Annotated in this window: 37 protein-coding genes; 15 read left to right on the plus strand and 22 right to left on the minus strand. The window is 61.3% G+C overall.

The genetic code is table 11. The annotated features are described in order from the left end of the window. Positions 1 to 5: 5 nt before the first annotated feature. The 5 genes from ACP7AL_RS08980 to ACP7AL_RS09000 form a co-directional block, all read right to left on the minus strand. A complete protein-coding gene (locus ACP7AL_RS08980) occupies positions 6 to 182 on the minus strand; it encodes a hypothetical protein (protein WP_006021401.1) in 177 nt (58 codons plus the stop codon). A gap of 1,151 nt (positions 183 to 1,333) precedes the next feature. Next, a complete protein-coding gene (locus tag ACP7AL_RS08985) occupies positions 1,334 to 1,642 on the minus strand; it encodes a HigA family addiction module antitoxin (RefSeq protein ID WP_425990774.1) in 309 nt (102 codons plus the stop codon). 34 nt (positions 1,643 to 1,676) lie between these two features. After that, complete coding sequence (locus ACP7AL_RS08990) at positions 1,677 to 1,958, minus strand: type II toxin-antitoxin system RelE/ParE family toxin (RefSeq protein WP_425990776.1); 282 nt, start codon at positions 1,956 to 1,958, stop codon at positions 1,677 to 1,679. 72 nt (positions 1,959 to 2,030) lie between these two features. After that, positions 2,031 to 2,513: a hypothetical protein gene (locus ACP7AL_RS08995; protein ID WP_425990778.1), complete on the minus strand. Its 483-nt coding sequence runs from the start codon at positions 2,511 to 2,513 to the stop codon at positions 2,031 to 2,033. 232 nt (positions 2,514 to 2,745) lie between these two features. Next, on the minus strand, positions 2,746 to 3,288 hold the full coding sequence (locus ACP7AL_RS09000) for a hypothetical protein (protein WP_425990780.1): 543 nt from the start codon (positions 3,286 to 3,288) through the stop codon (positions 2,746 to 2,748). 200 nt (positions 3,289 to 3,488) lie between these two features. Here ACP7AL_RS09000 and ACP7AL_RS09005 point away from each other — a divergent pair, with 200 nt between their 5' ends. From ACP7AL_RS09005 to ACP7AL_RS09015, 3 genes are read left to right on the plus strand one after another with little or no spacing between them, the layout of a single operon-like run. Continuing rightward, positions 3,489 to 5,141: a fumarate hydratase gene (locus tag ACP7AL_RS09005; protein ID WP_425990782.1), complete on the plus strand. Its 1,653-nt coding sequence runs from the start codon at positions 3,489 to 3,491 to the stop codon at positions 5,139 to 5,141. 9 nt (positions 5,142 to 5,150) lie between these two features. Next, entirely contained in the window at positions 5,151 to 5,354 is a 204-nt protein-coding gene (locus ACP7AL_RS09010) for a hypothetical protein (RefSeq protein ID WP_024918957.1), read from the plus strand. After that, positions 5,351 to 6,025: a DUF429 domain-containing protein gene (locus tag ACP7AL_RS09015; protein WP_425990784.1), complete on the plus strand. Its 675-nt coding sequence runs from the start codon at positions 5,351 to 5,353 to the stop codon at positions 6,023 to 6,025. Before ACP7AL_RS09010 ends, ACP7AL_RS09015 begins: the two co-directional genes overlap by 4 nt. Before the next feature lie 30 nt (positions 6,026 to 6,055). On the opposite strand, the gene ACP7AL_RS09020 is transcribed toward ACP7AL_RS09015, so the two are convergent. Beyond that, positions 6,056 to 6,637 (minus strand): TetR/AcrR family transcriptional regulator, encoded by a 582-nt coding sequence (locus ACP7AL_RS09020; RefSeq protein ID WP_425990786.1) that lies wholly within the window; start codon positions 6,635 to 6,637, stop codon positions 6,056 to 6,058. Between the two features lie 84 nt (positions 6,638 to 6,721). Here ACP7AL_RS09020 and ACP7AL_RS09025 point away from each other — a divergent pair, with 84 nt between their 5' ends. Beyond that, complete coding sequence (locus ACP7AL_RS09025; RefSeq protein ID WP_425990788.1) at positions 6,722 to 8,056, plus strand: carotenoid oxygenase family protein; 1,335 nt, start codon at positions 6,722 to 6,724, stop codon at positions 8,054 to 8,056. Between the two features lie 334 nt (positions 8,057 to 8,390). Here the strand turns inward: ACP7AL_RS09025 and ACP7AL_RS09030 are convergent, their stop codons facing one another. Then, on the minus strand, positions 8,391 to 8,687 hold the full coding sequence (locus ACP7AL_RS09030) for a hypothetical protein (RefSeq protein ID WP_425990790.1): 297 nt from the start codon (positions 8,685 to 8,687) through the stop codon (positions 8,391 to 8,393). Positions 8,688 to 8,886: 199 nt separating this feature from the next. On the opposite strand from ACP7AL_RS09030, the gene ACP7AL_RS09035 reads away from it, so the two are divergent. Then, positions 8,887 to 9,192 carry a PilZ domain-containing protein gene (locus ACP7AL_RS09035; RefSeq protein WP_111835254.1) on the plus strand — a complete coding sequence of 102 codons (306 nt, stop codon included), beginning with the start codon at positions 8,887 to 8,889 and terminating at the stop codon, positions 9,190 to 9,192. Between the two features lie 112 nt (positions 9,193 to 9,304). On the opposite strand, the gene ACP7AL_RS09040 is transcribed toward ACP7AL_RS09035, so the two are convergent. The 3 genes from ACP7AL_RS09040 to ACP7AL_RS09050 are packed head-to-tail and all read right to left on the minus strand — an operon-like array spanning position 9,305 to position 10,877. Continuing rightward, the gene (locus ACP7AL_RS09040) at positions 9,305 to 9,874 is read right to left on the minus strand and encodes an inner membrane-spanning protein YciB (protein WP_425990792.1); all 570 of its coding nucleotides are present in this window, start codon (positions 9,872 to 9,874) and stop codon (positions 9,305 to 9,307) included. A 10-nt stretch (positions 9,875 to 9,884) separates the two neighbouring features. Next, the gene (locus ACP7AL_RS09045) at positions 9,885 to 10,265 is read right to left on the minus strand and encodes a hypothetical protein (protein ID WP_425990794.1); all 381 of its coding nucleotides are present in this window, start codon (positions 10,263 to 10,265) and stop codon (positions 9,885 to 9,887) included. A gap of 42 nt (positions 10,266 to 10,307) precedes the next feature. Next, complete coding sequence (locus ACP7AL_RS09050) at positions 10,308 to 10,877, minus strand: hypothetical protein (RefSeq protein ID WP_425990796.1); 570 nt, start codon at positions 10,875 to 10,877, stop codon at positions 10,308 to 10,310. Between the two features lie 110 nt (positions 10,878 to 10,987). Between ACP7AL_RS09050 and ACP7AL_RS09055 the strand changes: the two genes are divergently transcribed. After that, positions 10,988 to 11,731, plus strand: coding sequence for a TetR/AcrR family transcriptional regulator (locus ACP7AL_RS09055; RefSeq protein WP_006021388.1), 744 nt, complete (start codon positions 10,988 to 10,990; stop codon positions 11,729 to 11,731). A gap of 9 nt (positions 11,732 to 11,740) precedes the next feature. On the opposite strand, the gene ACP7AL_RS09060 is transcribed toward ACP7AL_RS09055, so the two are convergent. Further along, positions 11,741 to 11,926, minus strand: coding sequence for a hypothetical protein (locus ACP7AL_RS09060; RefSeq protein WP_425990798.1), 186 nt, complete (start codon positions 11,924 to 11,926; stop codon positions 11,741 to 11,743). 91 nt (positions 11,927 to 12,017) lie between these two features. On the opposite strand from ACP7AL_RS09060, the gene ACP7AL_RS09065 reads away from it, so the two are divergent. Beyond that, positions 12,018 to 12,758, plus strand: coding sequence for an SET domain-containing protein (locus ACP7AL_RS09065; protein ID WP_425990800.1), 741 nt, complete (start codon positions 12,018 to 12,020; stop codon positions 12,756 to 12,758). 42 nt (positions 12,759 to 12,800) lie between these two features. Here the strand turns inward: ACP7AL_RS09065 and ACP7AL_RS09070 are convergent, their stop codons facing one another. From ACP7AL_RS09070 to ACP7AL_RS09085, 4 genes are all read right to left on the minus strand, one after another. Then, positions 12,801 to 12,977 (minus strand): hypothetical protein, encoded by a 177-nt coding sequence (locus tag ACP7AL_RS09070; protein ID WP_006021386.1) that lies wholly within the window; start codon positions 12,975 to 12,977, stop codon positions 12,801 to 12,803. A gap of 115 nt (positions 12,978 to 13,092) precedes the next feature. Then, entirely contained in the window at positions 13,093 to 13,296 is a 204-nt protein-coding gene (locus ACP7AL_RS09075) for a hypothetical protein (protein ID WP_024577078.1), read from the minus strand. A gap of 162 nt (positions 13,297 to 13,458) precedes the next feature. Beyond that, positions 13,459 to 13,860: a hypothetical protein gene (locus ACP7AL_RS09080; protein WP_425990802.1), complete on the minus strand. Its 402-nt coding sequence runs from the start codon at positions 13,858 to 13,860 to the stop codon at positions 13,459 to 13,461. Between the two features lie 36 nt (positions 13,861 to 13,896). Then, positions 13,897 to 14,190, minus strand: a complete 294-nt coding sequence (locus ACP7AL_RS09085) for a hypothetical protein (protein ID WP_425990804.1) — start codon at positions 14,188 to 14,190, stop codon at positions 13,897 to 13,899. Between the two features lie 104 nt (positions 14,191 to 14,294). On the opposite strand from ACP7AL_RS09085, the gene ACP7AL_RS09090 reads away from it, so the two are divergent. The 3 genes from ACP7AL_RS09090 to ACP7AL_RS09100 all read left to right on the plus strand — a co-directional run bounded on the left by ACP7AL_RS09090 (position 14,295) and on the right by ACP7AL_RS09100 (position 16,493). Next, positions 14,295 to 15,140 (plus strand): helix-turn-helix domain-containing protein, encoded by an 846-nt coding sequence (locus ACP7AL_RS09090; RefSeq protein ID WP_425991658.1) that lies wholly within the window; start codon positions 14,295 to 14,297, stop codon positions 15,138 to 15,140. 56 nt (positions 15,141 to 15,196) lie between these two features. Then, on the plus strand, positions 15,197 to 15,751 hold the full coding sequence (locus tag ACP7AL_RS09095) for a hypothetical protein (protein ID WP_425990806.1): 555 nt from the start codon (positions 15,197 to 15,199) through the stop codon (positions 15,749 to 15,751). A gap of 82 nt (positions 15,752 to 15,833) precedes the next feature. Continuing rightward, positions 15,834 to 16,493 (plus strand): DsbA family oxidoreductase, encoded by a 660-nt coding sequence (locus ACP7AL_RS09100; protein ID WP_006021380.1) that lies wholly within the window; start codon positions 15,834 to 15,836, stop codon positions 16,491 to 16,493. Positions 16,494 to 16,622: 129 nt separating this feature from the next. Here ACP7AL_RS09100 and ACP7AL_RS09105 read toward each other — a convergent pair whose 3' ends face one another. Next, positions 16,623 to 17,876 carry an MFS transporter gene (locus ACP7AL_RS09105; protein WP_425990808.1) on the minus strand — a complete coding sequence of 418 codons (1,254 nt, stop codon included), beginning with the start codon at positions 17,874 to 17,876 and terminating at the stop codon, positions 16,623 to 16,625. A gap of 57 nt (positions 17,877 to 17,933) precedes the next feature. Here ACP7AL_RS09105 and ACP7AL_RS09110 point away from each other — a divergent pair, with 57 nt between their 5' ends. Beyond that, the gene (locus ACP7AL_RS09110; RefSeq protein WP_425990810.1) at positions 17,934 to 18,770 is read left to right on the plus strand and encodes an AraC family transcriptional regulator; all 837 of its coding nucleotides are present in this window, start codon (positions 17,934 to 17,936) and stop codon (positions 18,768 to 18,770) included. Between the two features lie 9 nt (positions 18,771 to 18,779). Here ACP7AL_RS09110 and ACP7AL_RS09115 read toward each other — a convergent pair whose 3' ends face one another. Both ACP7AL_RS09115 and ACP7AL_RS09120 read right to left on the minus strand, forming a co-directional pair. Further along, positions 18,780 to 19,724, minus strand: coding sequence for a cupin-like domain-containing protein (locus ACP7AL_RS09115; RefSeq protein WP_425990812.1), 945 nt, complete (start codon positions 19,722 to 19,724; stop codon positions 18,780 to 18,782). Next, positions 19,721 to 20,965, minus strand: a complete 1,245-nt coding sequence (locus ACP7AL_RS09120; RefSeq protein WP_425991660.1) for a GNAT family N-acetyltransferase — start codon at positions 20,963 to 20,965, stop codon at positions 19,721 to 19,723. The genes ACP7AL_RS09115 and ACP7AL_RS09120 overlap by 4 nt, the downstream gene beginning before the upstream one ends. Positions 20,966 to 21,342: 377 nt before the next feature. Between ACP7AL_RS09120 and ACP7AL_RS09125 the strand changes: the two genes are divergently transcribed. Continuing rightward, the gene (locus ACP7AL_RS09125; protein ID WP_425990814.1) at positions 21,343 to 21,675 is read left to right on the plus strand and encodes a PilZ domain-containing protein; all 333 of its coding nucleotides are present in this window, start codon (positions 21,343 to 21,345) and stop codon (positions 21,673 to 21,675) included. Positions 21,676 to 21,710: 35 nt separating this feature from the next. Next, complete coding sequence (locus tag ACP7AL_RS09130) at positions 21,711 to 21,959, plus strand: PilZ domain-containing protein (protein ID WP_425990815.1); 249 nt, start codon at positions 21,711 to 21,713, stop codon at positions 21,957 to 21,959. Positions 21,960 to 21,989: 30 nt separating this feature from the next. Here ACP7AL_RS09130 and ACP7AL_RS09135 read toward each other — a convergent pair whose 3' ends face one another. Continuing rightward, positions 21,990 to 22,244 (minus strand): PilZ domain-containing protein, encoded by a 255-nt coding sequence (locus ACP7AL_RS09135; protein ID WP_425990817.1) that lies wholly within the window; start codon positions 22,242 to 22,244, stop codon positions 21,990 to 21,992. A 468-nt stretch (positions 22,245 to 22,712) separates the two neighbouring features. Between ACP7AL_RS09135 and ACP7AL_RS09140 the strand changes: the two genes are divergently transcribed. Continuing rightward, positions 22,713 to 22,982, plus strand: coding sequence for a hypothetical protein (locus ACP7AL_RS09140; RefSeq protein WP_006021372.1), 270 nt, complete (start codon positions 22,713 to 22,715; stop codon positions 22,980 to 22,982). A 14-nt stretch (positions 22,983 to 22,996) separates the two neighbouring features. Here ACP7AL_RS09140 and ACP7AL_RS09145 read toward each other — a convergent pair whose 3' ends face one another. Then, positions 22,997 to 23,182 carry a hypothetical protein gene (locus tag ACP7AL_RS09145; RefSeq protein WP_006021371.1) on the minus strand — a complete coding sequence of 62 codons (186 nt, stop codon included), beginning with the start codon at positions 23,180 to 23,182 and terminating at the stop codon, positions 22,997 to 22,999. An 832-nt stretch (positions 23,183 to 24,014) separates the two neighbouring features. Beyond that, positions 24,015 to 24,185 carry a hypothetical protein gene (locus ACP7AL_RS09150; protein WP_425990820.1) on the minus strand — a complete coding sequence of 57 codons (171 nt, stop codon included), beginning with the start codon at positions 24,183 to 24,185 and terminating at the stop codon, positions 24,015 to 24,017. A gap of 1,006 nt (positions 24,186 to 25,191) precedes the next feature. Between ACP7AL_RS09150 and ACP7AL_RS09155 the strand changes: the two genes are divergently transcribed. Next, a complete protein-coding gene (locus ACP7AL_RS09155; protein WP_425990822.1) occupies positions 25,192 to 26,070 on the plus strand; it encodes an IS1595 family transposase in 879 nt (292 codons plus the stop codon). Between the two features lie 30 nt (positions 26,071 to 26,100). On the opposite strand, the gene ACP7AL_RS09160 is transcribed toward ACP7AL_RS09155, so the two are convergent. Beyond that, positions 26,101 to 26,976 (minus strand): hypothetical protein, encoded by an 876-nt coding sequence (locus tag ACP7AL_RS09160; protein ID WP_425990824.1) that lies wholly within the window; start codon positions 26,974 to 26,976, stop codon positions 26,101 to 26,103. Between the last annotated feature and the right edge of the window lie 24 nt (positions 26,977 to 27,000).

Genomic DNA, 27,000 nt, shown 5'->3' on the forward strand with positions numbered 1-27,000 from the left:
GGCGGTCAGCGGCTCAGGTGAGCGGGCGTTCTGTCGCGCATGTGTGCGGCGCACTTCTCCCGCGCCATGCGCTCGGCCAGTTCGACGATCTTCAGGCGTCCCTGCATGTTGGGAATAGCCCTGAACGCGGCGAGCAAACGCTGCGCTTCCTCGTCCGATGTCACCAGAATATCCCTCAGCATTGTCCGTCCCTGCGACTTTAAGCGTCTCTTGGTTAGGCCGCTTCTTAGTCGCGGGACGTTACCATCCGGTTCATGCGCGAATGTGACGGCTTTACTGCGGTGTCAGCGTGGTTAAGCGGGTGTAAGCGCGGGCGAGGGAACAGCGCGGTTCCTCTTGGCGTGTCCGCGCACGCTCTCTCGTCGGCCCCGCGATCTTTCTCCGGTCGTCCCCGCGAAGGCGGGGACCCATACTCCCTGGACCATCGTGTTGTTGGGAGCGGGACAACTCTTTCCTTCGTCATCATAACGCTTAGTGGTTATGGGTCCCCGCTTTCGCGGGGACGACATCGAGGGTGGGGCAACAGGGCGTGTCCGCGTCATCCTGAGGTGCGAGCCGCGTTTGCGGCGAGCCTCGAAGGATGCACGGTTCGCGTCGTTGTCATCCTTCGAGGCTCGCAAGCGCTCGCACCTCAGGATGACGATCCGTTGCATTTCAGATCCACCGATTCAAACAGCCCGCGCGCGGGGCTTGCCCCGTTCGCGCCAAAGACAACCCGCGCCGACAGAAGCCACGCGCCATCGCCCCTGTTGTTATGACGGCGCGGGGGCGCCCGAAGTTCTTTCATCGCCTCGCCCTGAATGAGGGCGCGCGGAACGCCGGATGCGCGAGCGCATCCGCAGCCCCGTGTGCAAAAGTGAAAAGCACACGAGCGTAGTCGCCACGAACACGCCGAAATCATCCGGCGTTCCGCACGCAATGGTTGGAACGGCTTGCTGCGTGAGGCACCCCCGGTGGCCGGTGCTGAGTACACCACCGTTGTGTGGACTGACGGACTCGTCCATCGCCCTCTGTACGAGGAGCGACGGCGTCGTCCTGCCCCTTGGCGCGAAGCCGATGCGCCGGGATGACACGCCTTGGGCCGTCCGCAAACGGTGTGGTCGTCATCTCCGTGCCGCGCGAGATCACCCGGCAAGCCGGGAAATTCACGCGCGTCACGGCCTTCGAACACCGCCGCGGCCACCGCATCCCGCCCCGCGTATCGTGACGATCGCGAAACGCCCCTCATGACGGGGCGGGACATGACGAACATAAGTGAGGTTCAGAACGCGGGGATTGGTATCCCCATCACGAAATGTTTCGGCGGACAACGGCTCCCGCGAAATCCGGCGAACTAAGCCGCCTTGTCTTCGTCGATGAGCGGTTTGATCTTGTTAAGAGCAGACCCGATTTCGCGTGCGGCTACTTGCATGTCATACCGGTTCTGAAGGTTCATCCAGAAGTCGCCGGTGGTCTTTAACGCACGCCCAAGCCGCAAGGCGGTGTCGGCGGTCACACCGGTTTGCTCGTTCGCGATCCGCTCGATGCGGGTGCGCGGCAAGCCACAGGCCTTTGCAAGCTTTCCCGGCGACATTTTGAGAGGAAGAAGAAATTCTTCCCGGAGGACTTCGCCCGGGTGCATCGGCGGCAGTTTTTTTGTCATGTCCATATTCCCCCTTGGTGGGTGGGCGCTGCCCCTAATGATAGTCGGTCAGTTCAACATCCGTCGGCCCTTCGTCGCTCCAGATAAAACAAATCCGGTATTGATCGTTGACCCGGATCGAGTGCTGTCCCTTGCGATCGCCGCGCAACGCCTCAAGGCGATTTCCCGGTGGGGACCGCAGGTCCGCGAGAATTGCAGCCGCGTTCACCATTTCCAGCTTTCTACGGATAACCTTGAGGATGTCCGACGGGAAGCCTTTACCGGTCCGCCCATCGAAAGCGGCTGCCGTTACTTCATCCTTGAAGCTTCGGATCATTTGTCCAGTGTATCATTTAATGATACGCGTTGCAATATATATGTATCATTAAATGATACGCTTTAGCCCCCATCACACACCCTTCTCGCGCGACATCGTGATGCGCACGCCGGTCTTGGCGACAGTGCAGTGGACGTCGAGCTTGCGGTAGCGTGAATCGATATTGTAGCCGCGGATGATATTGGTGCGGCTGACGCAACGCTTTGCGCCCTTGACCGCGTCGGGCTTCGGGATGGTGAACACCAGCGCCGCCGCCGTGCCGATGAAATCGTAATAGGCTTCCGCCGGCTTCTTCTTGTCGGTGGAGGCGAACACGTCATTGGTGCGGTTGCGGCTCGAACAGCCGAGCGAGGCCTGCGTCACGGCGGGGTGTTCGAGATAGATCACGCCTGCGACCGTCTTGCCGATCTTGAGCCCGGGAATCTGGTTGACGAGATCTTTTGCGAGATCGTCGCAGCGGTCGGCGCGGGCAGGGGTGCTGCCGAGCGCGGCCATGGCGGCAACAAGCGCAGCCGCGACGGCGGAATGTCTAAAAACCGAGGTGCGTTTTGTCATGGTTTCTCCCATGGCATTGAAGCGTGCGGGACGGGTGAGTGCAAGGGGCGCTCTTTATCCCTCCCCCTTGTGGGGAGGGTAGCTTGTCGCGCACTTGTGCGCGGCAAGCCGGGTGGGGGTGTCGTTCAGCGTCGAAGATTTCAAGCGTAATGATGTACCCCCACCCCGGCCTCGCTTCGCCTGGCCGACCCTCCCCACAAGGGGGAGGGAGAACATGCGTCGTTGTGAGAATTCAAAACCCGTAGATCATCACGCCGATCGCGAACCCGACGAGCAGCACGAGATTGAACAGCGTCGGGACGGCAGCAAGGAATGTCGCGCGGCCGAGATGCTCGTTATGCGCCGCATAGGCGATGGCGCAGGCGGCGATCAGCGGGAAGGCGATGACCTTCGCGGTGGTTTCCACCGCGCCGAACGCGCTCCTGAACTCGAGCCCGTGCGCGACGACCGACGGCATGTCGTTCAGCCACGCCATGATGATGATGGTGCCGAGTGCGACGATCGCGTGCCGCACGCGGCCCATGGCCGCGAACACGATGGCGGCAACCGCCAGCACCGGATGGGCGGCAAGATGCGCCTTGACCAGTCCGGCGCCGATGCCCGAGCCGATATGCGACATGTCGCCGAACAGCGTCGGCGCATCGGAGAGCCCGAGCCCGGCCTCGATCAGGGCCAGAATAATGAGCACGGCGCGCAGCCCGAGCATTTGCGGGGCAGGCATGGATGTGGGCTCGGGCGCGGGGGAATCGGCAATCACCGGCGTAGCGGGGGACATGTCTGAAAGTCCTGATCGAAATCCATTCTGAAAGGCCGCACCGTAGCGCGTCCTCAGGCCGCGCACAGCCGCCCTGCAACGCTTCTGGCCATCTTCCCTTTGTCGGAAAAGCGATTAGAACGGTTCAAACCTAAGATGAGGCGCGAGCAGGACCCTTGAAAGTCCAACGCTTTTCGCCCTTCCAACCCGCGAGACCCTCCATGAACGCCCCGATCCCTGTGCCCGCGCCCAAAGCCGTTCCGCCCTACAAGCACACCCCGCTGTTTCCGCTGGGCGCGGACAAGACGCCGTACCGGAAGATCACGGCCGAGGGCGTCCGGGTCGAGACGGTGATGGGCAAGGAGATGCTGGTGGTGACCCGCGAGGCGCTGCGTGCGCTCTCCGAAGCTGCGTTCGGCGACATCAACCACTACCTGCGGCCGGGCCATCTGGCGCAGCTCCGCAAGATTCTCGACGACCCGGAAGCCAGCGATAACGACAAGTTCGTCGCGTTCGACTTTTTGAAGAACGCCAACATCGCCGCCGGCGGCATCCTGCCGATGTGCCAGGACACCGGCACCGCGATCATCATGGGCAAGAAGGGCGCGCGCGTCATCACCGAGGGCGACGACGAGGCTGCCTTGAGCGAAGGGGCGCGCGACGCGTATCTGCGCCGCAACCTGCGCTATTCGCAGGTCGCACCCCTGTCGATGTTCGAAGAGAAGAACACCGCCAACAACATGCCGGCGCAGACCGAGATCTATGCCGAGGGCGATGACACCTACAAGTTCATGTTCATGGCCAAGGGCGGCGGAAGCGCCAACAAGAGCTTCCTGTTTCAGGGCACGCCCTCGCTGCTGACCAAGGATCGCCTGCATGCGTTCCTGAAAGAGAAGGTGCTGACGCTCGGCACCGCCGCGTGTCCGCCGTATCATCTTGCCATCGTCATCGGCGGCACCTCGGCCGAACTCTGCATGAAGACGGTGAAGCTCGCCTCCGCGCGTTATCTCGATGAACTGCCGACGCACGGCTCGCCGGACGGCAATGCGTTCCGCGATCTGGAGATGGAGCAGCAAATCCTGAAGATGACGCAGTCGCTCGGCGTCGGCGCGCAGTTCGGCGGCAAGTATTTCTGTCACGACGTGCGTGTGATCCGGCTGCCGCGTCACGGCGCGTCACTTCCCATTGGTCTCGGCGTGTCGTGCTCGGCGGACCGTCAGGTGCTCGGCAAGATCACCAGGGACGGCGTGTATCTGGAGGAACTCGAACACAATCCGGCGAAGTATCTGCCGGAGGTGGAGGCCAAACTCGGCGGCGAGGTGGTGCAGATCGATCTCAACCAGCCGATGAAGGATATTCTCGCCACGCTGACGAAGTATCCGACCAAGACGCGGCTCTCACTCACCGGCACCATGATCGTGGCGCGCGACTCTGCGCATGCCAAGTTGCGCGAGCGCCTCGAGAAGGGCGAGCCGCTGCCGGATTACTTCAAGAACCATCCGATCTATTACGCGGGACCGGCGAAGACTCCCGAAGGCTACGCCTCCGGCTCATTCGGTCCGACCACGGCGGGCCGCATGGATTCGTTCGTGGATCATTTCCAGGCCGCGGGTGGCTCAATGGTGATGCTGGCGAAGGGCAACCGCTCGGCGGCGGTGCGCGACGCGTGCAAGAAGTACGGCGGGTTCTATCTCGGCTCGATCGGCGGCTCGGCGGCGAACCTCGCCGAACACTGCATCAAGAAGGTCGAGGTGGTGGAATATCCCGAACTCGGCATGGAAGCGATCTGGCGCATCGAGGTCGAGAACTTCCCGGCCTTCATCATCATGGACGACAAGGGCAACGACTTCTTCAAGGAGTTGAATCTGGGGTAAGATTTGACCGTGCCAGCCAAATCCAGCAAGCCGCCGTGGAAGAAGCCGAGCCCGCGCAAAAGCCGCGGCGGCAAGTCGTCGAAGCTCTCCCCGGAATTGCGGGAACTGGCGCGCGAACGCGCAGCGAAGGCGGGGCGTCGCTATCCCAACCTCATCGATAATATGTGGGCGGCGCAGCGTGCCAAGGCCTCAAGGATCGATGGCGATGCATGATCGCCCTCGGCCTTGATGGATTCAGAAACGGCTGGGTCGCCGTCCGCATCGATGGCGCGCGGCGCACGATTCATTTCATTGAGCATGTGCGTGAGATTGTTGCGCTCGGCTTTGACCGCGCCGGCATCGATATTCCCATTGGCATGACGGAGAACGGCGTTCGCGACTGCGATCTGAAGGCGCGCGAAAAGCTCAGGCCGCATTCGTCGCGCGTTTTCACCGGCGCGCGCCGGTGGCTTTGGCAGGATTTCACCGACCCCGACGAGGCCAACGTTGAAGCGCACCGGCGTGGGCAACCGCGCGTGTCCCGGCAGCTCTGGCATCTTGGCCCAAAGATCATGGAGGTCGATGCCTTCGTTCAGACGAACCCGTCTCTTGAGGTTCGCGAGGTGCATCCCGAACTGGTGTTCCTGCAGCTCAACGATAGCACACCACTGGATTCGAAGAAATCAGCGCGGGGCGCACGGCTGCGCCGCGCGTTGCTCAAGCGCGACGGATTTGCGATGATCGACACGTGGCTGAACGAGACGCGCATCGGCAAGGGTGCGAAAGCAGACGATGTCCTCGATGCCTGCGCCTGCGCGATTGCGGCGCGAGATTTCCGTGCTCGTCTGCCCGAAGGGGATGCTCCGCGAGATTCCAGCGGACTGCCCATGCAGATATGGTTCTAGAGCTGGCTTTGCCGCAGGTCGGGCGGCAGTTTACTTCCCCGGCGCGATGCCCTTGAACGACAGCCGCAACGCCGCAGCGACACGCGGATCGTTCTTCTTCCACATGCCGTCGCTGATCAGCGATGCCACGCCGTGCGCGACGGCCCATGCCAGCGCCAGCGTATCGGGATCGGTCGGTTTGCCCGGATCGGACTGGACGCCCGCAACGGCGATCCGCAACTGGTCGAATGAACCGGGGATGCCGTCGGTCTCGGCGCGGCTGTCCGAGCCGAAGCGGCTGAACGCCAGCCGAAACAACCGCGGCTCCGCCGAGGCGAAATCGATATAGGCCATCGCGGCGGCGTGAAGCCGTTCCTTGCCCTTGAGGCCCGTCGTCGCCTTCTGCGTGCGATGGGCGAGCAGATTGAGCGCCTCGGCTGCCACCGCCGCCAGCAATTCATCCTTGTCCGCGAAATGCTTGTAGGCGGCGCCCGACGTGACGCCCGCATCGCGCGCGGCCTCGCGCAGGCTGAAGTTCTCCGCGCCGCCCTTGCGGACGCGCTCCATCGCGAGGGCAACCAGGGCGCTGCGCAGGTCGCCGTGGTGATAGGCCTCTTTTTTTACCGGCTTCATGTAACTGGTGTTTACATTGGCCGGACCGAGTCGTAAAGTATGCACTGTTTACTTAAGCCAAAACGGCATTCAGGGAGAACGATAATGAGTCAGGTGGAGACCACAGCCGAGAAGCCGTACTGGGAGCGGGGCAACCTCGCGCCGGTCTTTGAAGAGGTGACCGCGTTCGACCTGACGGTGGAGGGCGCAATTCCGCCCGAGCTGAACGGGCTCTATGCGCGCAACGGCGCCAATCCGCGCGAGGGCCATGCCGGCCACTGGTTCATGGGCGACGGCATGCTGCACGGCGTTTCCCTGAAGGACGGCAGGGCGGAGTGGTACCGCAACCGCTGGGTCCGCACGCCGCGCTTCAACGGCGCGCCGTCGCGGCCGGGTATCCCCGACATCCGCGCCTCCACCGCCAACACCAACGTCATCGCCCACGCCGGAAAAATCATGGCGCTGGTCGAGAACGCGCTGCCGATGATGATGACCCGCGACCTCGATACGGTCGGTTTCCATGACTACGGCGGCAAGCTCGATACGCCGTTCACCGCGCATCCGAAAATCTGTCCGACGACTGGCGAAATGCATTTCTTCGGTTACGGCTTCATGCCGCCGTTCCTGACCTATCACGCAGTGGACGCGAGCGGGGCGCTGTTGCGCAGCATTCCGATCCCGACCAAAGCGCCGACCATGATGCACGATTTCGCGATGACGTCGGACCACGTCATCTTCATGGACCTGCCGGTGGTGTTCGATATGCCGGCCGCGCAGCGCGGGACCATGCCGTTCGCGTGGAACGACAGCTACGGTGCACGGCTTGGGATTCTGAAGCGCGGCGCGGGCATCGAGTCACTGCGCTGGGTGGAGATCGATCCATGCTATGTCTTCCATGTCGCGAACGCGTTCGAAGAGACAGACGGTAGCATCGTGATCGATGTGGCGTGGTACAACGAACTGTGGCGCGGCGGACCTTCGGCAACCACTTTCGACAAGGCCTCGCTGAAGCGCTGGCGGATTCCACCCGGAGCAACCAGGGCGCAGGAGCAGTTGCTGGACGACAAGGCGATCGAGTTTCCGCGCGTCAACGAAAGCCTGACCGGCTCGCGGCACAACATCGTCTATTCGGTCGATACCGGATCGGATCTCGCGTCCGGGCGCTACACCAGCGTGCGCAAATACGATCTGAAGTCCGGCAATAACACGGTTCATGACTTCGGGACCGGTGTGCCGAGCGAGTTCGTGCATATCGCCCCCGAGGGCAGCACCGGCGAGGATGACGGCTGGCTGATGGGATTTGTCTACGACCGCGCGCGCGACGCCAGCGATCTTGTCATTCTCGATGCGCAGAAGATCGAGTCCAAACCGGTGGCGCGGATCGGTTTGCCGGCGCGGGTGCCGCAGGGCTTCCACGGCAACTGGATGCCGGGGGTGTGATGGATTTCGCCGCGTTGGGGAGGCTGTAATCTCCGCTCATTCCCGCGCAAGCGGGAATCCAGTTCTTCAAGTCAGGACTGGGTCCCCGCTTTCGCGGGGACGAGCGGTTGAAGATGCCCGGAGCAAGAAGTTGTCATGGCCGGGCATAGCCGTTCGAAAAACGGCGTCGCTTTCGCTCGCCTATGACCCGGCCATCCACGTCTTAAACATACTATGAGCGAAAGAAGAAGACGTGGATCACCGGGACAAGCCCGGTGATGACGTCCATAAGTGTTGCGGTGTGCGGCGTTTTACAAGTTTCCCTCTCCCCGTAAACGGAAGAGGGAGCGCGTTCTTACGCCCGCGTTCCCTTGAACGGGAAACTGCCCATCGGGCCGATGCTGACATCACCGGAGATGGAATCGCCGTCGACCTTGCCTGAGAAGGCGAGCGTCAGCGGCATCGGATTGGTGATCGACGCCTTCCAGGCGACATTGTTGCCGTTCACGGTGCCGTCCACGATATCGGCTTCGTTGCCGTCCGCCGCCTGCTTGCCGGTCAGCGCGCCGCCATCGGATTTCAGCATCAGCGTCGCATCGCGATCGCCGAGCGGCGTGCTCAGGGTGATATTCCAGTTTCCGTCGACTGCCATGTGTTTCCCTCTCTCCGCGCCCGCAAGCCTGAATTGGTCTGAAGCGGGGCGCGCCGAGGCGGATATACCTCTTTTCCATTGGCTATGCGAATTTTGCACGGTGCATGTGCCGAACGCACGACCGCGCATTTTACCAATCCTTAGGACGTGCTTCCTAGCGTGAGCATCTGTATATCTACGTAATAAATTTGCGGTCGGTATGGATAAAGACAAGCGGGGCGCACCTCGCGTTAATTTTGAGCGTGGTGTCACTGTCCGGATACTCGCCATTGACGGAACGTGGCAGCGCCAGTGCGAAATGCTCGATGTTTCCGAGACCGGTGTTCTTCTGAGAGTTCTGGGCAGCCTCGCCGGGCTCGACTTGAAAGAGTTCTTTCTCGTCCTTTCGTCGCGTGGAACGGCGCACCGACGTTGCGCGCTGGCGTGGTTGGAAGGTGAACGGCTTGGCGCCGGGTTCGTCAAAGACAAGATTGAGAAGAAGAAAAATGCGTTCAAGCGGATCTAAATTGCGCGTTCTTCAACTGCAATTCGTTACCTGAACACCGTCGCCACAGCCACGTACCTTGTCGTGGCTTTCCACCAGTGTCCAGAAACCGCTGCATGGGCATCTTGCTGGGTCAGTTTGCCGGCTGGGCGGCCGCCGCTGCGGCGCGCAGCTTCCGCGTGATGGTGACCCGGAAGACCACATACTGAATGGCGAAGGCCAGCACCTTGGCGCCGATGGCGATCACCGTCACGTAAAACGCCCACAGTTTTACGTCGCCAATCATGGCGAATACAATGACGCCGATGCCGAGGACGAACATCAGAACGGCCCAGGCATAGCCCGCAATGGTGACGAGGTGAGGGATGTTCTCCTGCACGATCGGCGGCAGGTAACGCAGCATCCAGCCTTTGCGCAGCATGATCGCGCCGATGGCGAAATGCGCGATGCTGGGTTTGATCAGGACGAAGCGGGGATCTTTTGTCAGCAGCGTTGCGCTGCCGAGAACGATGACGAGCCCGAGGCTCGCCCACGTCATGATATCGAGTTTCTGCTGCTTGATCCGCGCGCGGATGAATTGCCCGACCGCGCCTGCGATAGCGACGCCTGTCGCGATTAAAATGTCTCCCGTCGCGGCATAGACCACGAGGAAGACGATGGTGGAGAAGAAATCGACGAAGAGCTGACGAAAGACGGCGGCCATGCCGCAACTGTCACACGGGGCCGGGCGCCGGAGCAAGGGCTTTCGGGGTTTCCGGAGCGTGGCGGAACGGGACGGGCAAGCCGCGCACCTTGGCCGCGGGCTTGCAGGCGCAATCGGTCACCGTGCCGGTGATGTCGGTCTGCGATACCAGCGGCTCTGTCGTATCGTCGCCGGCAAGAGAAACGCCGGTGAGCGTCAGGACAATTGCGAGACTGCCCCAGATCGCGACGCTTGGCTTCGCGCTGGTGGTTCGCCCGAACACGATCTGGGCGACGACCACGGAGATCGCGGCCAAGGCCGCCAGCACGACATCGCCGACGAGAACGAAGGCCGCGAAAAAGACAGCAGTCGAGAGGAAGCCGAGGACAATTTTGAGAGCAGTGCGGGCCATCGAAGGCTCCTTGAGTTTGTAACGATTGCGCTGTGGTCGGGATCAGGCAGCAGCCGCATTGGCGCTGGCCGCGATCCCGGCGCGAACGTGCTTCGGGTACCATTTCGTGAAGTAGGTGGCGGTGTTGCGGGCGGCGAACGCGATAGCGGCGCAAACCCACAGCGGCGTGCTGGGCAGATAGATCGTCACCATGTCGGCGAGGAGCATCAGAACAAAGGCTGCGCTCCAGACCCAGGTGAGGATGTAGTTGGTCCGCATGAAGTGCGGCAGCTTGGCGGTTTCGGCATCAACCACTTCCCGCGCATGCTGAATCGTGAAGGGCAGGCGGATTGCGATGGAAACGAGGGCGATGGCGAGCACGCTGCCATCGACGGCGAGACGGACGGATGTCGGGCTCATCTCGGCGGCAGCGATAAAGTGGTATCCGGCGAGCGAAGTGAAAATGACGAGGGCGCCGATGGGCAGCATCTTGATCGAGCGGCCTTCGACCATATCTCGAAGGACCAGCCCGAGAGCGACCAGAGCGCTGGCCGCAAGACTGATCTTCACCGTCGTCAGCAGCATGAGCGTGGCGAAAGTGGCGAACGGAGCGAGGATCAAAAAGAGGGCCATGGCGGTCTGCCTGGAAATATCTTGACGTTGTAAAGATGCATTTAGGCCCTCGCCGGGGAGTCGTCAAGGAAAATCTTGACAGCGTCAAAATGCATACCTAGATTGCGGTCATGGGTGCTCAAAACGCAGCAAAGCGGGAGAAACTCCCGAAGACCGCAGCGGCTGGAAAAAAGCCGCTGTCCAAGCCTGCGTCTGTGAAAAAAACATCTCCGGCCGCTGCCAGGTCCGCTCACAAGGGTGATCGCGGCCAGCCCTATCATCACGGCGATTTGCATGAAGCCCTGCTCAAGGCGGCCAAGACGGTCGCCGAGCGTGAGGGGATCAACGGGCTGACGCTGCGCGCGGTGGCGCGCGAGGCGGGTGTCTCACATGCCGCGCCGGCGCATCATTTCGGCGATGTCACCGGTCTTTTGAGCGAACTGGCGGCCATCGGTTTCAAGAAATTCTCCGAACAACTTGGCGCTGCGACGTGCAGCGAGGTTGCTCCGGAGGCTGTCGCTGCACGCAAGGCCAGCGCCTACGTCGCCTTTGCGCAGGATAATCCGTGCATGTTCCAGTTGATGTTTCGGGGCGAGCGCCTCGATCACGACCGGCCCGCGCTGCGCGAGGCATCCGAAGCCGCCTTTATCAAGCTCGCCAACATCGTTGCTGCCCGCCGTCACGAAGAGGTTGTACCCGACCATCTGACGCTGGAGCAGGCGGCCGATATCGCGCGGATCTGGTCGATGGTGCACGGATTCGCGATGCTTTATCTGGATGGCCGGCTGTCGCCGATCATGGACGGCCTGCCGCCCGGTACGACCGTGGAAGCGTTGCTTGCCACGATGATGACGCCGGACCATCGGCCGATTTAAGTTCGGCCCTCATGCTGCCGATATTTTGAGCGGTTGCCCGGATGCCCTGCCGTCGAGGGCGCGCGCGGTATCACCGCCATCATGAAAACGCTGTGAAATGTGCCCGGCGTAAACTGGAACCCGTTTTGCCAGGCGCTGTTGTGACACATCGCCATTGGCTGCGTCAGGCGTGTGGATCGTCAGTGGATCGTTCATGGGCTTGACGCGAAAATCATGTCATGTTGTGCGGAATCGCATTAGAACACCGCCAGCGCGCCTTGTGTCCTCGTTCGTTTTGCAGTGAGCCATGCCCGAAATATCTTCGAATAAGCCCTATCGCATCGGCCGCTCCAAGACCGGCCTCGGTCTCTTCGCCACGCAGAAGATCAAGAAGGGCACCAAGATCATCCGCTACTTCGGGCCGATGCTTGATTCGAAGAACAAGAAGCACGACGACATCGACAACAAGTATCTGTTTGAAATCAACAATCGCTGGACCATCGACGGTTCGGTGCGCAAGAACATCGCCCGCTACATCAATCACGCCTGCCGGCCGAACGCCGAGTCCGACGTCAACTCGCGCAAGCGCAAGGTCGTGATCCGCGCCATCAAGACCATCCAGCCGGGCGAGGAAATCAACTACGATTACGGCACCGACTACTTCAAGATTTTCCTGAAGCCGATCGGCTGCAAGTGCGACCACTGCGAGAAGAAGCGTGCGAAGAAACGCGCCGAAGCTCGCGCCGAGAAACTGCGGCTCAAGCTGAAGGCCGAAAAGAAGGCCGCCAAAGAGGCGCTGAAGAGCGGCAAGAAGGCCGACAAGTCCTTGAAGAAAGTGGTCAAGGCGGCGAAGTCCAAATCCCTGAAATCCAAGGCCGCGCCGAAGCGCAAGACCGTGGTCGGCGGCGCCAGGACGGGCGCAAAGGCCAATCCGCATGCGCGCGGCACCGGCAAGCCGACCAAGACCAAGTCGGCGCGGACCAGGCCGCTCTCGCAGATCGTCCAGGCGCAAAGCCCGGATCGTGCGAGCCGGGCTTCGTCGACCTGATCATCCGGCGGCGGCGCGCAACCGCCGCCCCGACATCCGCGCTCACAGACCTCTGAAAAGATTTCCTGCCAGCAGCAGGATGTAGCCGATGCCGAGCGTGGCGAAGGCGTGACCGCTGACCAGCGGAATCTTGACGCCAGCATAGGCGACGAGTGCGGCCAGCACGGCGAGAATGACCGAGATCAGAAAGATCGGAAACGTCGGTGCGCTGAGATTCATGACAAGTCCCCCGGAGAGATGCTCCGCACGATTGCGGTGGAGGGACTGAAGCCTGCCCGGACGGCTCCGGGCAAGGGCACGGCCACGCTCGCCTGTGGATGAATGCCGCCGCGCGCTATTCGGCGATGACGGCTTCCACGGCCTTGATGGTCTGCTGGATCGCCGCGATTTCCTGAATCAGGGCCTTTGATAGGGCAGGCGCGCCGGAGCCCATCTGCATCACCAGTTCGCGGCGGCGTTCGCGCAGCAGAACGAGCGGCAGGCGATGGTCGAACGTGTCTTCGGTGGTCATTCCAAATTCCGCTTCGATAACCGACATGTTCGGCTCCCATCAACGACAGGGACCAAAGCTAGCCGTTTTGAATTAAATGGCTGGAACGGAGATCGTTAAACTTGGATCGAATCCGGAAAACATGAGGCGGCATGAAAATGCCGGGCGGACGGGATGTCCGGCCCGGCATTTGTTTTGAAATCACGACAGTCAGCGTGCAGTCACGGCGCCCTCGCTCTTGCGCAGCCCGATGAATTCCAGTTCCGCGAACACGCCGACGGCGATCGCCTGCATCACGATGAAGGCCTGCCCGAGAAGATTGGGCGAGACCCAGCCGCTGGCGAGCAGCGCGATGCTGTCGATGGTCCAGATCGCGTTGATGACGATCACGGCCCATACGGCAGTCTTTGACACCACATCGCGCGAGGCGAGGTAACCGACGCCCAAAGCGAAAGGCACCAGCACGAGGCCGGCGTTACGCAGAAAGGCTTCGGGCAGATTCAGCAGCGCGGCGAAGAAACCTGCGCCGAATATCAGCATCAGCGCGGCTGCGCCGCTGAAGATGGCATCGATCTGAAGGGCGCGGCGAAGGAAGGGGGACGCATTGAGCATGTCAGTTCTCCTTTGGGGTTGACGGGTGGGTTTGGGTCAGAACTTGCGGCGGCGGGCGAGGTATTGACGCAGCAGGGTGAGCGGGCAGAGCGTCTTCAGCGCGCGGTCTTCGGCGGCCTGCACATGGGCAAACACGAACACGCCGGTGCCGTGCAGCAGCGGCTCGGGCATGTTGAGCGACTGCGCGAGCAGGCGCTTGGCGAGTTTGGCGATCCAGCCCAGCGGGCTTGTCGCGATGATGGAAGTGTCGAACCCTGCGGTCCGGCCGCCCTTCGCCGATGGCGGCTGCGGAGTGGCGGGCTTTGGTTGTGATGTCGTTCGCGTGGTCATCGGTCATCTCCTGTGATGCGGAAGATGATCCGGCGGCGGGACCAAATCGATTACCTTGCAGGTAATGGAACGCGTGAATTCTGCATGGTAGGTTTTCCACCATGATGAACGCACCATCTTCGGCGCGCCGCGCCGTCAAATCGTCCGCCAAGTCTTTGGTGAAGACACCGCCCAATCACTTCGGTGAGCACCTGCGCGAATGGCGGCAGCGCCGCCATCTCAGCCAGCTCGATCTTGCAGGCCATGCCGAGATTTCCGCGCGGCACTTGAGTTTCGTCGAGACCGGCCGCGCCGCGCCGTCGCGCGACATGGTGCTGCGGCTTGCCGAGCGGCTCGACGTGCCGCTGCGCGAGCGCAACGTGCTGCTGGTCGCGGCTGGGTTCGCGTCGGCGTTCCCCACGCGCTCGCTCGACGATCCTGCGCTCGCCGCCGCGCGTCAGGCGATGGAGCTTGTGCTGAAAGCCCATGAGCCGTATCCGGCGCTCGCCGTCGACCGGCACTGGAACCTGGTGTCGGCCAACGCCATGATCGCGCCGTTCCTTGCCGGCGTCGCGCCGTCGCTGCTGGAGCCGCCGCTGAACGTCATGCGCCTCAGCTTCCATCCGCAGGGGCTTGCGCCGCTCACGGTCAATCTTGCGGAATGGTGCGGGCATCTGCTGGAGCGGCTGCATCGCCAGTGCGAGGCCACCGCCGACCCGGTGCTGGTCGCGCTTTATGACGAGTTGAAAACCTACCCGATCCCGGCGCGGGGCGGGGTGCGCTCGAGTCTCGCCGATTCCGTGGCGATCCCTTTCCAGATGCGGTTCGGCAACGAGGTGCTGAGCTTCATCTCCACCACCATGATTTTCGGCACGCCGGTGGACGTCACGCTGTCGGAGCTGGCGCTCGAGACCTTCTTTCCGGCGGATGAGAAGACCGCTGCGTTCATGAGGGCAATGCAGCCGCGGTGATTGCAGGTTCTCTCGTTCATCGCCTACAAGCGCAAAAAACGCATGGATCGATGGACATGATGAGAAGCCCCGCTGACGCCGTTGAGACCTACATTCTGGCCAAGGACGGCAACCGGCCGTTCCTGATGCAGCGCGCCTTCGACGCGAATGCCGAGCTTGAAATGGTGGTGAAGACCGACGCCATTTCGTTTCCGAGCACGGCGAGGGGCGTGAAGGCCATCGCGGACGTGCTGGTCCATCGTTTCGGCATCGACTACGAAAACGTCTACACGGTTTGCCTCTCGCGTCCGTCGGACGCCGACCGCCGCAACTTTTCATGTCTCTGGCTGGTCGGGATGTCCGCCAAGAGCGACGGCAAGGTCCGGGTTGGTGCGGGGCGTTACGACTGGACGTTCGGTTCGGACGGTCTGGTGGAAAAGCTCGTCATCACCATCGATGTGATGAACATGTTCCCGGCCGCCGAACTCGTGGCGACAATGAACTGGCTGTCGCGCCTGCCGTATCCCTGGTGCACGCCCGGCGACGTTCTTGACGGCATGCCGAAGGCCGAGGGATTTGCGGCAATCGAAGCCTACGTCAAGCAGGCCAAGGCGATTCCGCAGGCGCAGTAACGGCCGTCGCGCCTTGTCTCATGGCCTCAATGGCTTATCTTCCGGTCACATCAGGCCGAGAAACAGCCCCGAGGATTCCATCATGAGCACTTTGAAGCCGTTGAAGATCGATATCGTGTCCGACGTGGTGTGCCCGTGGTGTTACATCGGCAAGAAGCGGATTGAAGATGCGCTGGCGCTGGTGCCGGATGTTCCAGTCGAGGTGAACTGGCGGCCGTTCTTCCTCAATCCGTGGGTGCCGCGCGAAGGCATCTCGCGTGACGAATACCTCACCGCCAAGTTCGGGTCTCCCGAGGCCTACAAAGGCATCGCGGGTCGCGTGGTCGCGGCTGCTGCGGAGGAGGGGCTCGAATACAATTCGGACCGCGTGAAGCGCCAGCCCAACACCATCGATTCCCATCGCCTGATCCACTGGGCCGCGGCGGAGGGCAAGGCGGCGCAGATGAAGCAGCGCCTGATGGAGCTTTATTTCCGCGATGGCGGCGATCTCACCGATACCGATGTGCTGGTGCAGGCGGCGGCTGACGTCGGTCTGGACGCGGACAGCGTGCGCAAGCGCCTTGCCACCGACGAGGACGTGGACCGCATTTCAGGTCAGGCGCAGGAAGCCTCGGAGAAGGGCATTTCCGGCGTACCGACATTCGTGTTCGCGCAGAAGTACGCGGTCTCCGGCGCGCAGCCTGCGGATCAACTCGCCCGTGCGATCCGTCAGGTCTCGGCGGAGATCAACCAGGCGGCGTGAGGGTTCCGGCAATGCCGTCATTCCGGGATGCGTCCTTGGGCGCAGGCCCGGAATCCATTCTTTCATCTGAGGTAATGGATTCCGGGTTCGCCTGCTTCGCTCGCGCCCCGGAATGACAGGGAGGAGCTGCTACGCTGCCGCCGCAGCTGGCGTCGGCAGCTTCGCCGGCAGACATGCCACCGCAACGAAGATGACCGCCGCCGCGCTGGCCATCAGCCGGAACAGCGTGTCGAAGCCGTAATTGCCGTAGACGAACGAAATCATCGGCAGCGCCAGCGCGAGCACCGTGAAGCTGACGACATAGCGCACGCCGTAGATCCGCGCGCGGGCTTCGCCGCTCGCCATCTTGCCGATCATGAAGTCGTTGATCGGAATCTGGCCGAACGCGCCGAGCATGAAGCCGAACGCCGCCGCCAGCGCCCATGCGTCGCGCAGGCCCGGCATCACCGCGAAGAACACGATCTGGATCGCGGCGACGATCATGAAAACCGTGCGCGGCCCGAGCCTGTCGAGCAGGCTGCCGACCACGAGCTGGGCCAATGAGGCCACCGCGAACACGATGAAGGTGAATGCGCCGACCATGGTGGCGATGTCGCCCTTGGCCGCCGCCACGCCGCTCGCCGACAGCCATTGCGTCATGTCGGTGGCGATGCCCTGCAGCCGCTCGTCGAAGATTTTCGGCAGTGCGAAGGTCGTCGATTGAAACACCAGGCTGGAAACAGCCGTGGTGAGAAACACGATGGCGGAGATGCGCAGCAGCAGCGCCTTCATGCCGGCGGATTGCGCAGGCGGGGCGGCAGCAGCTGCCGGCGCCTTCTGGTGCGCAGTGGACACTTCGCTCCACTGGTGCGCGGCATAGAGCACGCCGATGACGATGGAGAAGATGCCCGGCACCACGAAAGCGGTGCGCCAGCCGCCGTGATCGATGAAATAGCCGGTAATCAGCGCGGCGCTGGCGACACCGAGATTGCCCCAGACGCCGTTCACAGCCAGCCGCATGCCGGTGTTCTTCCATTTCTGGGTGACAATGGCGAGGCCGACCGGATGATAGATCGCGGCGAATACGCCGACGATGAAGAGACCGATGCCAACCTGAAGCGGCGTCTGCGCGAATGCGGTTGCGATCGACGAGATGCCGATGCCGATGAAGAAAACAACGATCATGCCTTCGCGGCTCCACTTGTCCGCGAGCCAGCCGGCGGGCAGCGAGAACAGCCCGAACGCGAAGAAGCCCGGCGTCGCATATTTCAGGAGTTCGCTGTAGCTGAGGCCCCATTCGCGCGAGAGCGCCAGCGCCGCCACCGTGGCGAAGATCAGCGTGAACAGATGATCCAGATAGTGGCCGATGTTCAGGAACAGGAAATGGATGCGGTCGCGCGTCATGGGAGCCTCGAAACAGAATCTCTGACGAAAAAGTACCCTTGGCAGGATGGCGCGGTCATGCCAATTTTCGTCGAGAATCTGCCATCGGGACTTCGACCGGCCATGACCCCGCGTTCACGCCGCAGCACTGACGCCAACGACTATCAGTTCGTGCCGCGTCCGCTGGCGGCGATGTCGAAAAGCTTCAAGGACGGCTTCGAGATCGAGCCGCATCATCATGCGCGCGACCAGCTCGTTTATGCGGTGACGGGCGTGATGCGGGTGCGCACGGCTGACGAGGCGTGGATCGTGCCGCCGGATCGCGCGGTGTATCTTCCGGCGCGGACGGTGCACGCGATCAGCATTCGCGGGCTTGTGGAAATGCGCACGCTCTACATCGCGCGCGATGCCCGTGACGATCTTCCGGCCGCGCCGACGGTGCTCGAAGTCTCGCCGCTGCTGCGCGAACTGGTGCTGGCCCTGATCGAGGAGCCGGTGGTCTATGACGAGCAGGGGCGCGGCGGCGCGGTGGCGCTGCTGATCCTGAGTGAGATCGCCAAGGCGAAACGGCTGTCGCTGGTGATCCCGATGCCGCGCGATCCGCGCCTGCTACGGGTTTGCAATGCGCTGCTGGCCGATCCGGCAAGCCGCCTCACCCTGGACAGTTGGGTCGATACCGCGGGCGCCTCGACGCGCACGCTGGCGCGGCTGTTCGAGGCTGAACTGGGTTTGAGCTTCGCCGCCTGGCGGCAGCGCGTGCGCTTTCACAACGCGCTGGAAGCGATCGTCGCCGGCGAGCCGATCTCGCGCGTCGCGGAGCGCAACGGCTATCGCAGTTCGAGCGCGTTCTCGGCGGCGTTCCGCAAGGCCATGGGCCAGCCGCCGAGTTCGCTGAGGAGAGAGGGAGTTGCGTGAGCGATGAGCTCACGCCTTCTTCAGATAGTAGTTCGCGTTCTTGCCGAGCGCGATGCGGCGGATGATGCGGCGCATGGTCTCCGAGCCGCGCAGCGGCTCGATGATCGCAGCGGCGGTGCGGTACACGGCGAGTTTCATAGCGTCGAGCGCCGGGTTCTTGCCCGGAGCCGCCTGCGGCAGGCCGAGGCTGCGCAGCATCGAGTTGAAGCGATGCAGGTCGTTCAGGCGGCGCACTTCCTCGGTCTTCCAGGTGATTGCCATGGAGATCGAGTAGGAGCCTGCGGTCTTCACCCAGTGCGGCCACTGATACGGGATGTAGCAGCCGTCGCCGGCGTCGAGATTGAATTCGATGCCGCGCGGGCGGAAGCTCTCATGGAACGGAACGTTGCGGTGCTTGACTGTGGAATGCTCGACCTGCGCATCGTCGGCGATCTTGCCGTCGCGGTTGTCGTAGACCGCGAAAATCTTCTCGCCATGGATCTGCACGAAGAAGTTGTCCTCGGCGTCCATGTGGAACGGCGTCGTCGAGTTCGGCGATGACACGAACAGGAAACCCTCGATCTGCGAAAAGCCCGCGTCCTCGATGCTCTTGAATCCCCGCGCGCGGGCGACCGATGTCAGTGCGTCCTCCAGAAGCTGGCGATACTCAGGCGCCTTCTCGATGCGCTTGAGCACCATCCATGCGCCGGCGGTCTGGATGCGGTTGACCACTTCGACCGGATCGAGGTCGACGCTCTTCACCTTGTCGGGGTCCTGGCTGATCGCGGCGTCGCCCGAATTATACTCAATCAGGTCGCGGGGCATGCTTGATGCGAGCTGCGCGATGCGCGGCAGCGTCAGCAGCGGATGACCCGAGAGCTTGTGACGGATCGCGAACGGCTTGAGCGGAAAATCCCGCTTCAGCGATTCATTGTCGGCAGTGATGACCGGCGAAATGCTTGAGGCGACGTTCATGAGCGTGTCTCCCGGAATTTTCTGATGAAATGAACGAGGCGGCGCGCGGGCTCGCGAACGAGCGCGCGCAGGGCGAGGCCGAGCCGGATGGCCGGCACGAACGGATCGCGGCGATTGAGCGGGATGAGGACGTCGCCGATGGCAAGCCGTCCGCGCCAGATCGGATCAATCATGGGGTGGCCGGGCATTGCGGTGGAATCCACCATCGCGATGCTCGGGTCGGCGCACATATGGCGCGTCAGTTCGAGCGTCAGTTGCACGCCGGGCGAATATTTGGCGAAGTTCTCGTCGACACCGAGCTTGAAATAGAAGGCGCGGTCGAGGTGACGCAACACGATAGCGGACGCGACCGGCGTCTCACCCGCATGCAGTGTCACGATTTCGCAACTGCCGCGCGCGGCCGCATCGAACACCGCACGGCGGACGAACGCGGCGTCGCCTTCGTTCTGGGCCAGCGCTGTGCCGCGCCTGGCTTTCCAGCCGCTGGCTTCGAGGGTGAGGAAAATTCCAAGGTCGCGTTTGATCTCGCTCGGCGCGGTCGCGATGGTGAAGATCACCTCGCCATGGTCGGCGAGCCGGTTGCGCTGGCGGCGGAGTTCTTTGAGTTTCTTCGGGCCGAGCGCGTCACGCAGCAGATCTTCGGCATTGCGCGTGGCGTCGAGGCTGGCGCGGGCGTGACTTTGCAGGATGCGCGGCTTCAATCCATCGCTCGCGAGAGCGCGGGTGAACGCCATCATGGCCGCGCCGTCGATCGGAATGTCGCGCAGGATCAGCGCATGCGCGCCGGCGTTGCGTGCCTGCTGCATTAAATCTGCTGCGGCCTCGTCCGCGCCGTCGCGGTCGAGCAGCGGCGTTGCGAGTGTGCCGTAGGGATCGGCGCTGACAAGCGCGGGCAGGGGCAGGTTATAGGCGCGCCATGCGGAAATCACCGGCAACAGGCCGATCAGGCGCGGCGCGTCGTTGGCCACGATAGCATCGACGCTCGCCGTGAGGGCGCTGACATTGGTGCGCGCCTGTGCGGAAGCATTCACCGCCAGTTCCCATTCGGGCAGGTAGTAGCCGTTCGGTTCGATGGCGTTGTCGCTCAGGCGCCGCCAGCGTTCCGCGGAAATCGTATCGAGCAGCGGCAGTGGGGCCGATGCTCCGGCTGCGGAGCGGCCGCTTTCGTCCGCTCGCTCGCGGGCAAAGCCCAATGCGCGGCGCGCGGCGGCGGCTTGTGCTGCGTTGGCAATCTCGACCACGTCCCAGTCCCTGTTCACGCGTTTTTTTGAGCGCGCAGCTTTTGGCGTCGCGCAGTTTTGTCGTGCGTCCCTGGTCTTCGACGCTATGCGGGAAACATCAAAATCGGATGTGGGGTTCGGGTTAAATGCGCGGTGCTTTTTTCATCAATCGTTAACGATGACGCGACGGGCTGCGATGGCGCGATCACGCCTGCCGGTATCATCTGGTTGAAAATGATCCGTACGCTTAAGGAAGTTTAAGTAATTGCGCGTAATGTCAAATTATTATGACACTACCGACGTCCGGTTTTCGCGGCGCCGGCCGTTTAAGACGACAGTTTTTGTAAACCGAAATTCTGGAAATACATTTTCACAAGCAGCCTCTGAAGGAGGTCGCAATGAGCAAGGAACTTCGTAAGAGCCAGCGCATCGATTTCGAGCGTGGTTTCGATGTTCAGATCATGGGAATAGACGGCACCTGGCGCCGCCCATGCAAGATGCTGGACGTCTCCGAGGGCGGCGCGTTGCTGAAGGTCGACGGCTCCGTCGGGAATCTGGACCTGAAGGAATTCTTTCTGCTGCTGTCCTCGACGGGACTGGCTTACAGGCGTTGCAAGATGGTGCGCGTGAACGGCGACCAGATTGGCGTGATTTTCCTGAAACCGGAAACCACCAAGAAAAAGATGGCCTCACCGTCGGCGAGACGGACGTCAGTGCAAGGGGTGGCCTGAATGTACTCTCTGCAAGATCATTCACGGATGTTCGCATGTCTCAAGAGCGCCGCTTTAACCGCGTAAAGCCGTCGGGAAGTCTCTCCCGAGCTGCCAAGATCATTGTCGATCCGAAATCTCCGGTGATCGGCTGCAATGTCGTGGATTATTCCGCGGGCGGGGCGTGTCTCGAGGTGGTGCCTCGCATGCCGCTGCCGCAGCGGTTCGAACTGCTCTACGCCGGCTCCAAAAAGAAATGCCGCGTCGTATGGGTGAAAGGCCCGCGTCTCGGGGTTTCGTTCTAGCTCATCTTCCGAGCGATGCGGACGATGCGTTCAGTCGAACGCAATGCCGAAGCGCTTGCCGTTGCTCCAGATCACACGGCACCGGGCCAAAAAATCGTCCGCCTTGATCGCGAGCCGGAACGTCGGCGGAATGACCGCCGCGTTGGCGACATCAAGCGCCGCGCCGCCGCCCGAAATGTTGCGCACCGTGCAATCGATTCCCGCGCCGCCGAATGTGATGACGCCGCCCTTGAACACGCGGCGGCGCGCTTGCGACCGCCTGTCCACCTGTAGTGCTTCTGTCATGGCTGCGAGCCTCTGGATCATGGGCGCCAGACTCGTGTGGTGGTTCGCAAGTCCGCATCGTTTCTACGGCGCGCTCCATTGCGGACTTGCGAACCCAAACCTCACGAGAGTTATATTTTCCTAGTGTCTCCCGAATCCGAAGTTCGATCCAGACGGTGCCGCAGAATGAAGCGAACTTCGGATTCGGACACTAGGGTATGGCCGGTTGCCAGCCTTTAAACCGATGCCCCGCGCCGGGCGCGGTCGCATTCAGGATTGATTCACGATAGGGGCCGCGCGGCAGGGCTCGGCCGTGCCGACGGATAAAATGACCGTGAAACCGGCTGATTCCGGCCGTTGCAGGGTACTCGCCCCGTCTTGGCCATCGTTTCACGGTGGAGTAGAACGGTGCACGGTCGCCGGTCGGGCGGCGATAACAATCTCAAAGACGAACAACCTCAAAAATTGACCGGGGTGGGGAGAGTTTCAATGCACGTGTTTCGGGTGGCGATGCTGATCGGAGCAATGACGGTTTCCGTCTCTATCCCGGCGCTTGCCCAGTTCACTCCCGGTTTCAGGCTCAACGAGACCAAGGAGCTTACCGAGGAAGAAAAGGCGCGGAACAAGGCCAATGAGGATGCGGCCAAGGCCGCCCGTTCCAAGATCCCGGACGCCAAGGCGAGCAACGATCCATGGGCCTCGGTCCGCAGCGAGCCTGCGGCCAAGCCGGCAAAATCGAAATCGACCGCCACGAAGTGATGCCGCGCTGGTGGCTATTTCAGAGGTTTCGGATCTGCTGACAGCCAGTTGTTCAGGTTGACGGCGATGTCGAGCTGACTGGCCTTCTTCAAAAGCTCATCGCGCTTCTGGCAGGGCGGCATCTTGCTCGCCTGGTTTCGCGTGTCGTCCGCGATCTTTTGCCACTTTTCTTCGATGGAGATTGAATTGGTCCGGGCCATGGATGGCGCTCTCCTGTTCGTCAGGGGTGAGCCAGGGCGGCAGCCTTGTCGAAGCAGCCGCCGGTTTCCGTAAACCGGTTCAACCGGCGGTTGGCCGAAACGATCCCTTGGCGAGGATGGCCGGCCGCGACATATTTTTGCATCGCGGTGGAACGAAAGCCGCGGCTCATTTGTCTTGCTGAGATATGACGAGCGGGGGACGAATGTTCAGCCTGATCCGGCTCATCCAGAGATGGCTATGGCCCGCGGGGGACGAGACTCCGTCCCCGGCGCAGGATTCGACCAGCATGGCCGACCTGGTCCGGTTGCTCGAGACGGACGCCGAGCCGTCCGACCCAGCGGGGACACCCAAGACCGACGCTGCCGATGGTTCCGGCGCCTGAGGCGTGATGCGGAAATCTTACTTCCCCTCGGGCGGCCGCACCGCGTGCACAAGCCGGTCCCACTTCGGCGATTTGAACGGATCAAAGCCGTCGCAGGTGTCGCACACGTACTGTTTGTGCCTGTTCGTGAAGACCAAGGTCATCCGTTGCCCGCAGACGGGACACATTGAAGGATCGAACGAGTTCATGGGTAGCTCCGCGTGGACGAGGCGGGAGCGCAAAACTCTCAGTCACCGGTGATGCCACAGTCGGACGGTGATGAGACAAGCCTAGCGGGTTCTGTTTTTCGCTGCATCAGAAATCGCGTCGGAAAGATCAGAACACGTCTACCTCATTGGAAGTAGGCCAAGGCGATTTTCAAAACTCGGCGGCGCGCAAAGCGCGAGTTGAAGAAGATTTTAACAAGGAGACTGCCTGAGCCGCCGCATGTTGATGCCCGCGCAGCGGATCTAGTGAAGGCGCCCGGCTTCCTGCTGCTGTGCAAGTTTTAGTTCTTCGGCGCGCTCCTGGCGTTCCCTCGCCAGAAACTCCCTCTCGCGTTTTTCAAACGCTTCCAGCTCTTTGTGGACCACCTGCATGAACTGGTCGTGCGCCGATTTAGCGATCTGGGTCGGGTTCATGGTCGGCACTCCTGTCAAGAAACAGTCACAGGAAAAAGCATAGCGGTGGCAAAAGTTCGGCTCCATTCATCACTTCGGGTTACAGCCCTGCGGCGCCTTGCAAAAAACCTTGAACGGCGAAGCAACGGAACGGCGGAGAGCGGGCATCGCCGGCGTTGCGGACTGTGACCATCTTCACAGACCCGGCCGTCAATTCATGGTTTGAAGACGCCGGCTCACGCGAGCCATCGTGAACCTCAGCGGCGCTCATACCGCTGGGGTGCCCTTGTCGGGCGTTCCTCCCAGACTTGGCCGCCGCTTCCTTGACGCGGGGCGGCGGCTTTTTGAACCAGCCAGGGGGCCTTACTTCTTGGGCTCGTGCAAAAGCCCTTTAATCAGCTTCTTCAACTGCGGCGATTTGATCGGGTCTGGCCGATCGCAGTGGATGCACTGGTAGGTGCGTGGGCCTTCGCGACCGGGCGGCAGCATCAACTTCAAAGGCTTCCCGCACTTGGGACAAATGTGCTCCTTCACGGGCATTGCGATCACCCTGCCAAGGGGAGATCCATCCTAGTTCCTGCGCTGGATGAGAATCGAGTCCAATCTTTGGATGAGGCTACGCCCAGAAACCCTCCGCGCCGGGAGGCTGGGGGAATTGTTGGATCGGCTCCTGCTCACCCGGTCGTCTGTATGCTTTTCAAAATCCGCGTAAGGCGACGAATAAAGCTGTCGATCCATGTGTCGGGCAAAGGTCGCGCCTTCGGCTTGCGATTAAATTGGTCCAGGCATGAGAGATGGATCGTAGTTTTTGTTGGGCCTGTCATTTGATATGGTCCTACCGGCAGCCTGAAGCCGGCTGTCATGGAACCAAGTTCGTATAGCGAACATCGTTCCATTAGAGGCCGCTTCCATAATTAAAACAGGCCACCTAGGGTTAAAACAGGCCAGTACCCGGTCCCGGATATATACCCTCTGGACATGTAGAACAAACCCGGTTAGAGTACCTATATTCTACGGGGAGGCTCACATGGCTCAGAAGTTGTCGAATATCCGGCAGTTCCAGAAGCGGTTCCCCGATGAGGACGCCTGCCTTAGTCACCTGATGCGGACACGGTTTGGCGAGCGGTTCACCTGTTTCAAGTGCCAGAAGCAGGCGACCTATTACCGGGTAAAGGCCCGCCGTTCGTTCGAGTGCGAGCATTGCGGCTATCAGGTTTACCCGACCGCTGGCACTCCGTTTGAGAAGACCCGCACCAGCCTGCGCGACTGGTTCTATGTGATGTTTCTGTTCTGCACGACACGCAACGGCGTGGCGGCAAAGGAAGTGCAGCGCCAGCTTGGCGTGACCTACAAGACGGCGTGGCGCATGTGCCGCCTGATCCGCCTCTATATGGGCTACGTGGACGGTGACTACCCTGTGGGTGGCCACGGCAAGACCGTGGAAGTGGACGAGACGTTTATCGGCGGTGTTGATAGCGGCAAGCCTGACGACAAGTCCGTCGTGTTCGGTATCCTAGAGCGTGGCGGTGACGTGGTGACACGTCATGTTATCGACCGCACCGCAAAGACGCTCGTTCCGCATGTCGTGAACTTCGTGAAGAAGGGATCGCGCGTCCACACGGACGAATTGTCCAGCTATCGCTCACTGACTGAGCGTCATGGCTACGATCACGAAACGGTCGATCACTCAGCCAAAGAATATGTTCGCGGCGACGTTCACACGAACGGAATTGAGTCGTTCTGGTCCAGCGTGAAGCGCGGGATCAACGGGACTTATGTTTGGGTTTCAAAGAAGCACTTGCAGACTTACCTGCGCGAGTTCGAGTATCGCCATAACTTGAGGAGTCAGCCTGCTTTGATGTTCGAGTTGCTTTTGCAGGCTTTTCCGAAGGTTCGGGTTGAGTAGCCATCATTTGCAAAAGCTTGTCGAAGCGCTTCATCTCAGGGCTTTCTGTGTTTCTTCGATTCTTAGTTTGCATCGGCCCGCCCAGTTTCGAAAATTATTGTCGCCGTTAAGAACCATATTGTCCCGCGCAAGGGTAACCAACTTCACCAAATTGTCCCGCTTGCTCGGATCATAAGGAAGAGATGTCTGTTGGTGAAAGACGCCCTGATAGTCCCTAAAGACCGTCAAGGCGTTGTGGTACTCGTTCAGAGCAATCTGCATTTTCTCAATACCCCAATCATTCGGCTGCAATAGGGCATTCAATTCGGAATTGTAGTTCGTGTTGTCGGGAATAAGTTTACCAAACAGCGCGGTATGAAGCTCTCCTATGGACGCCTGCATATCTCGTATGGTCGCGAGATATGGCGCGATGTCTTCGTTAGGCTTGTCCCAGCCTCCAGCAATCTGCGTCAAGCCAGCTTGAACCTTTGGCAATGCCCGATTGATCGCTACCGAAGCACTAAATAGCAGTTCGGATATTCGCTCCTTGTCGCCGCTTGAGTAGTACTTGGCTGGAATTAAAACCGAGCCTAGAGCGGGCTGTGTCGGTGCAGCCGGAACTGCTGATTGGGTTGGTTTAACTGGAGGAGCTTCCTCGACAGATTTAGGCGTTTGTATCTGCTGATACCCAAACGCGACAACTGCAACGAGCAAACCAAATGCAATGAAGTTCCTAGGTTCAAATATAGCCATCACTGTTTCGCGGTTAGAGGTCGTCCACCACGCAAGGCAAACTAGGGCAAAGGCCCCAGAGACCCAAAAAATTACGCCAGCCAACCATTTGTGCTCTGGCCACCTCATAGGGGCCACGCCTGCGGCGGTTTGTACCGCGAACAGGAAGAAAGTGAGAAAGAGCGGCGTATCCATTTAGGGCCCGTGCATCTGATTTCC

Source organism: Afipia sp. DC4300-2b1 (genome assembly GCF_049895725.1).
Classification (GTDB): domain Bacteria; phylum Pseudomonadota; class Alphaproteobacteria; order Rhizobiales; family Xanthobacteraceae; genus Afipia; species Afipia broomeae.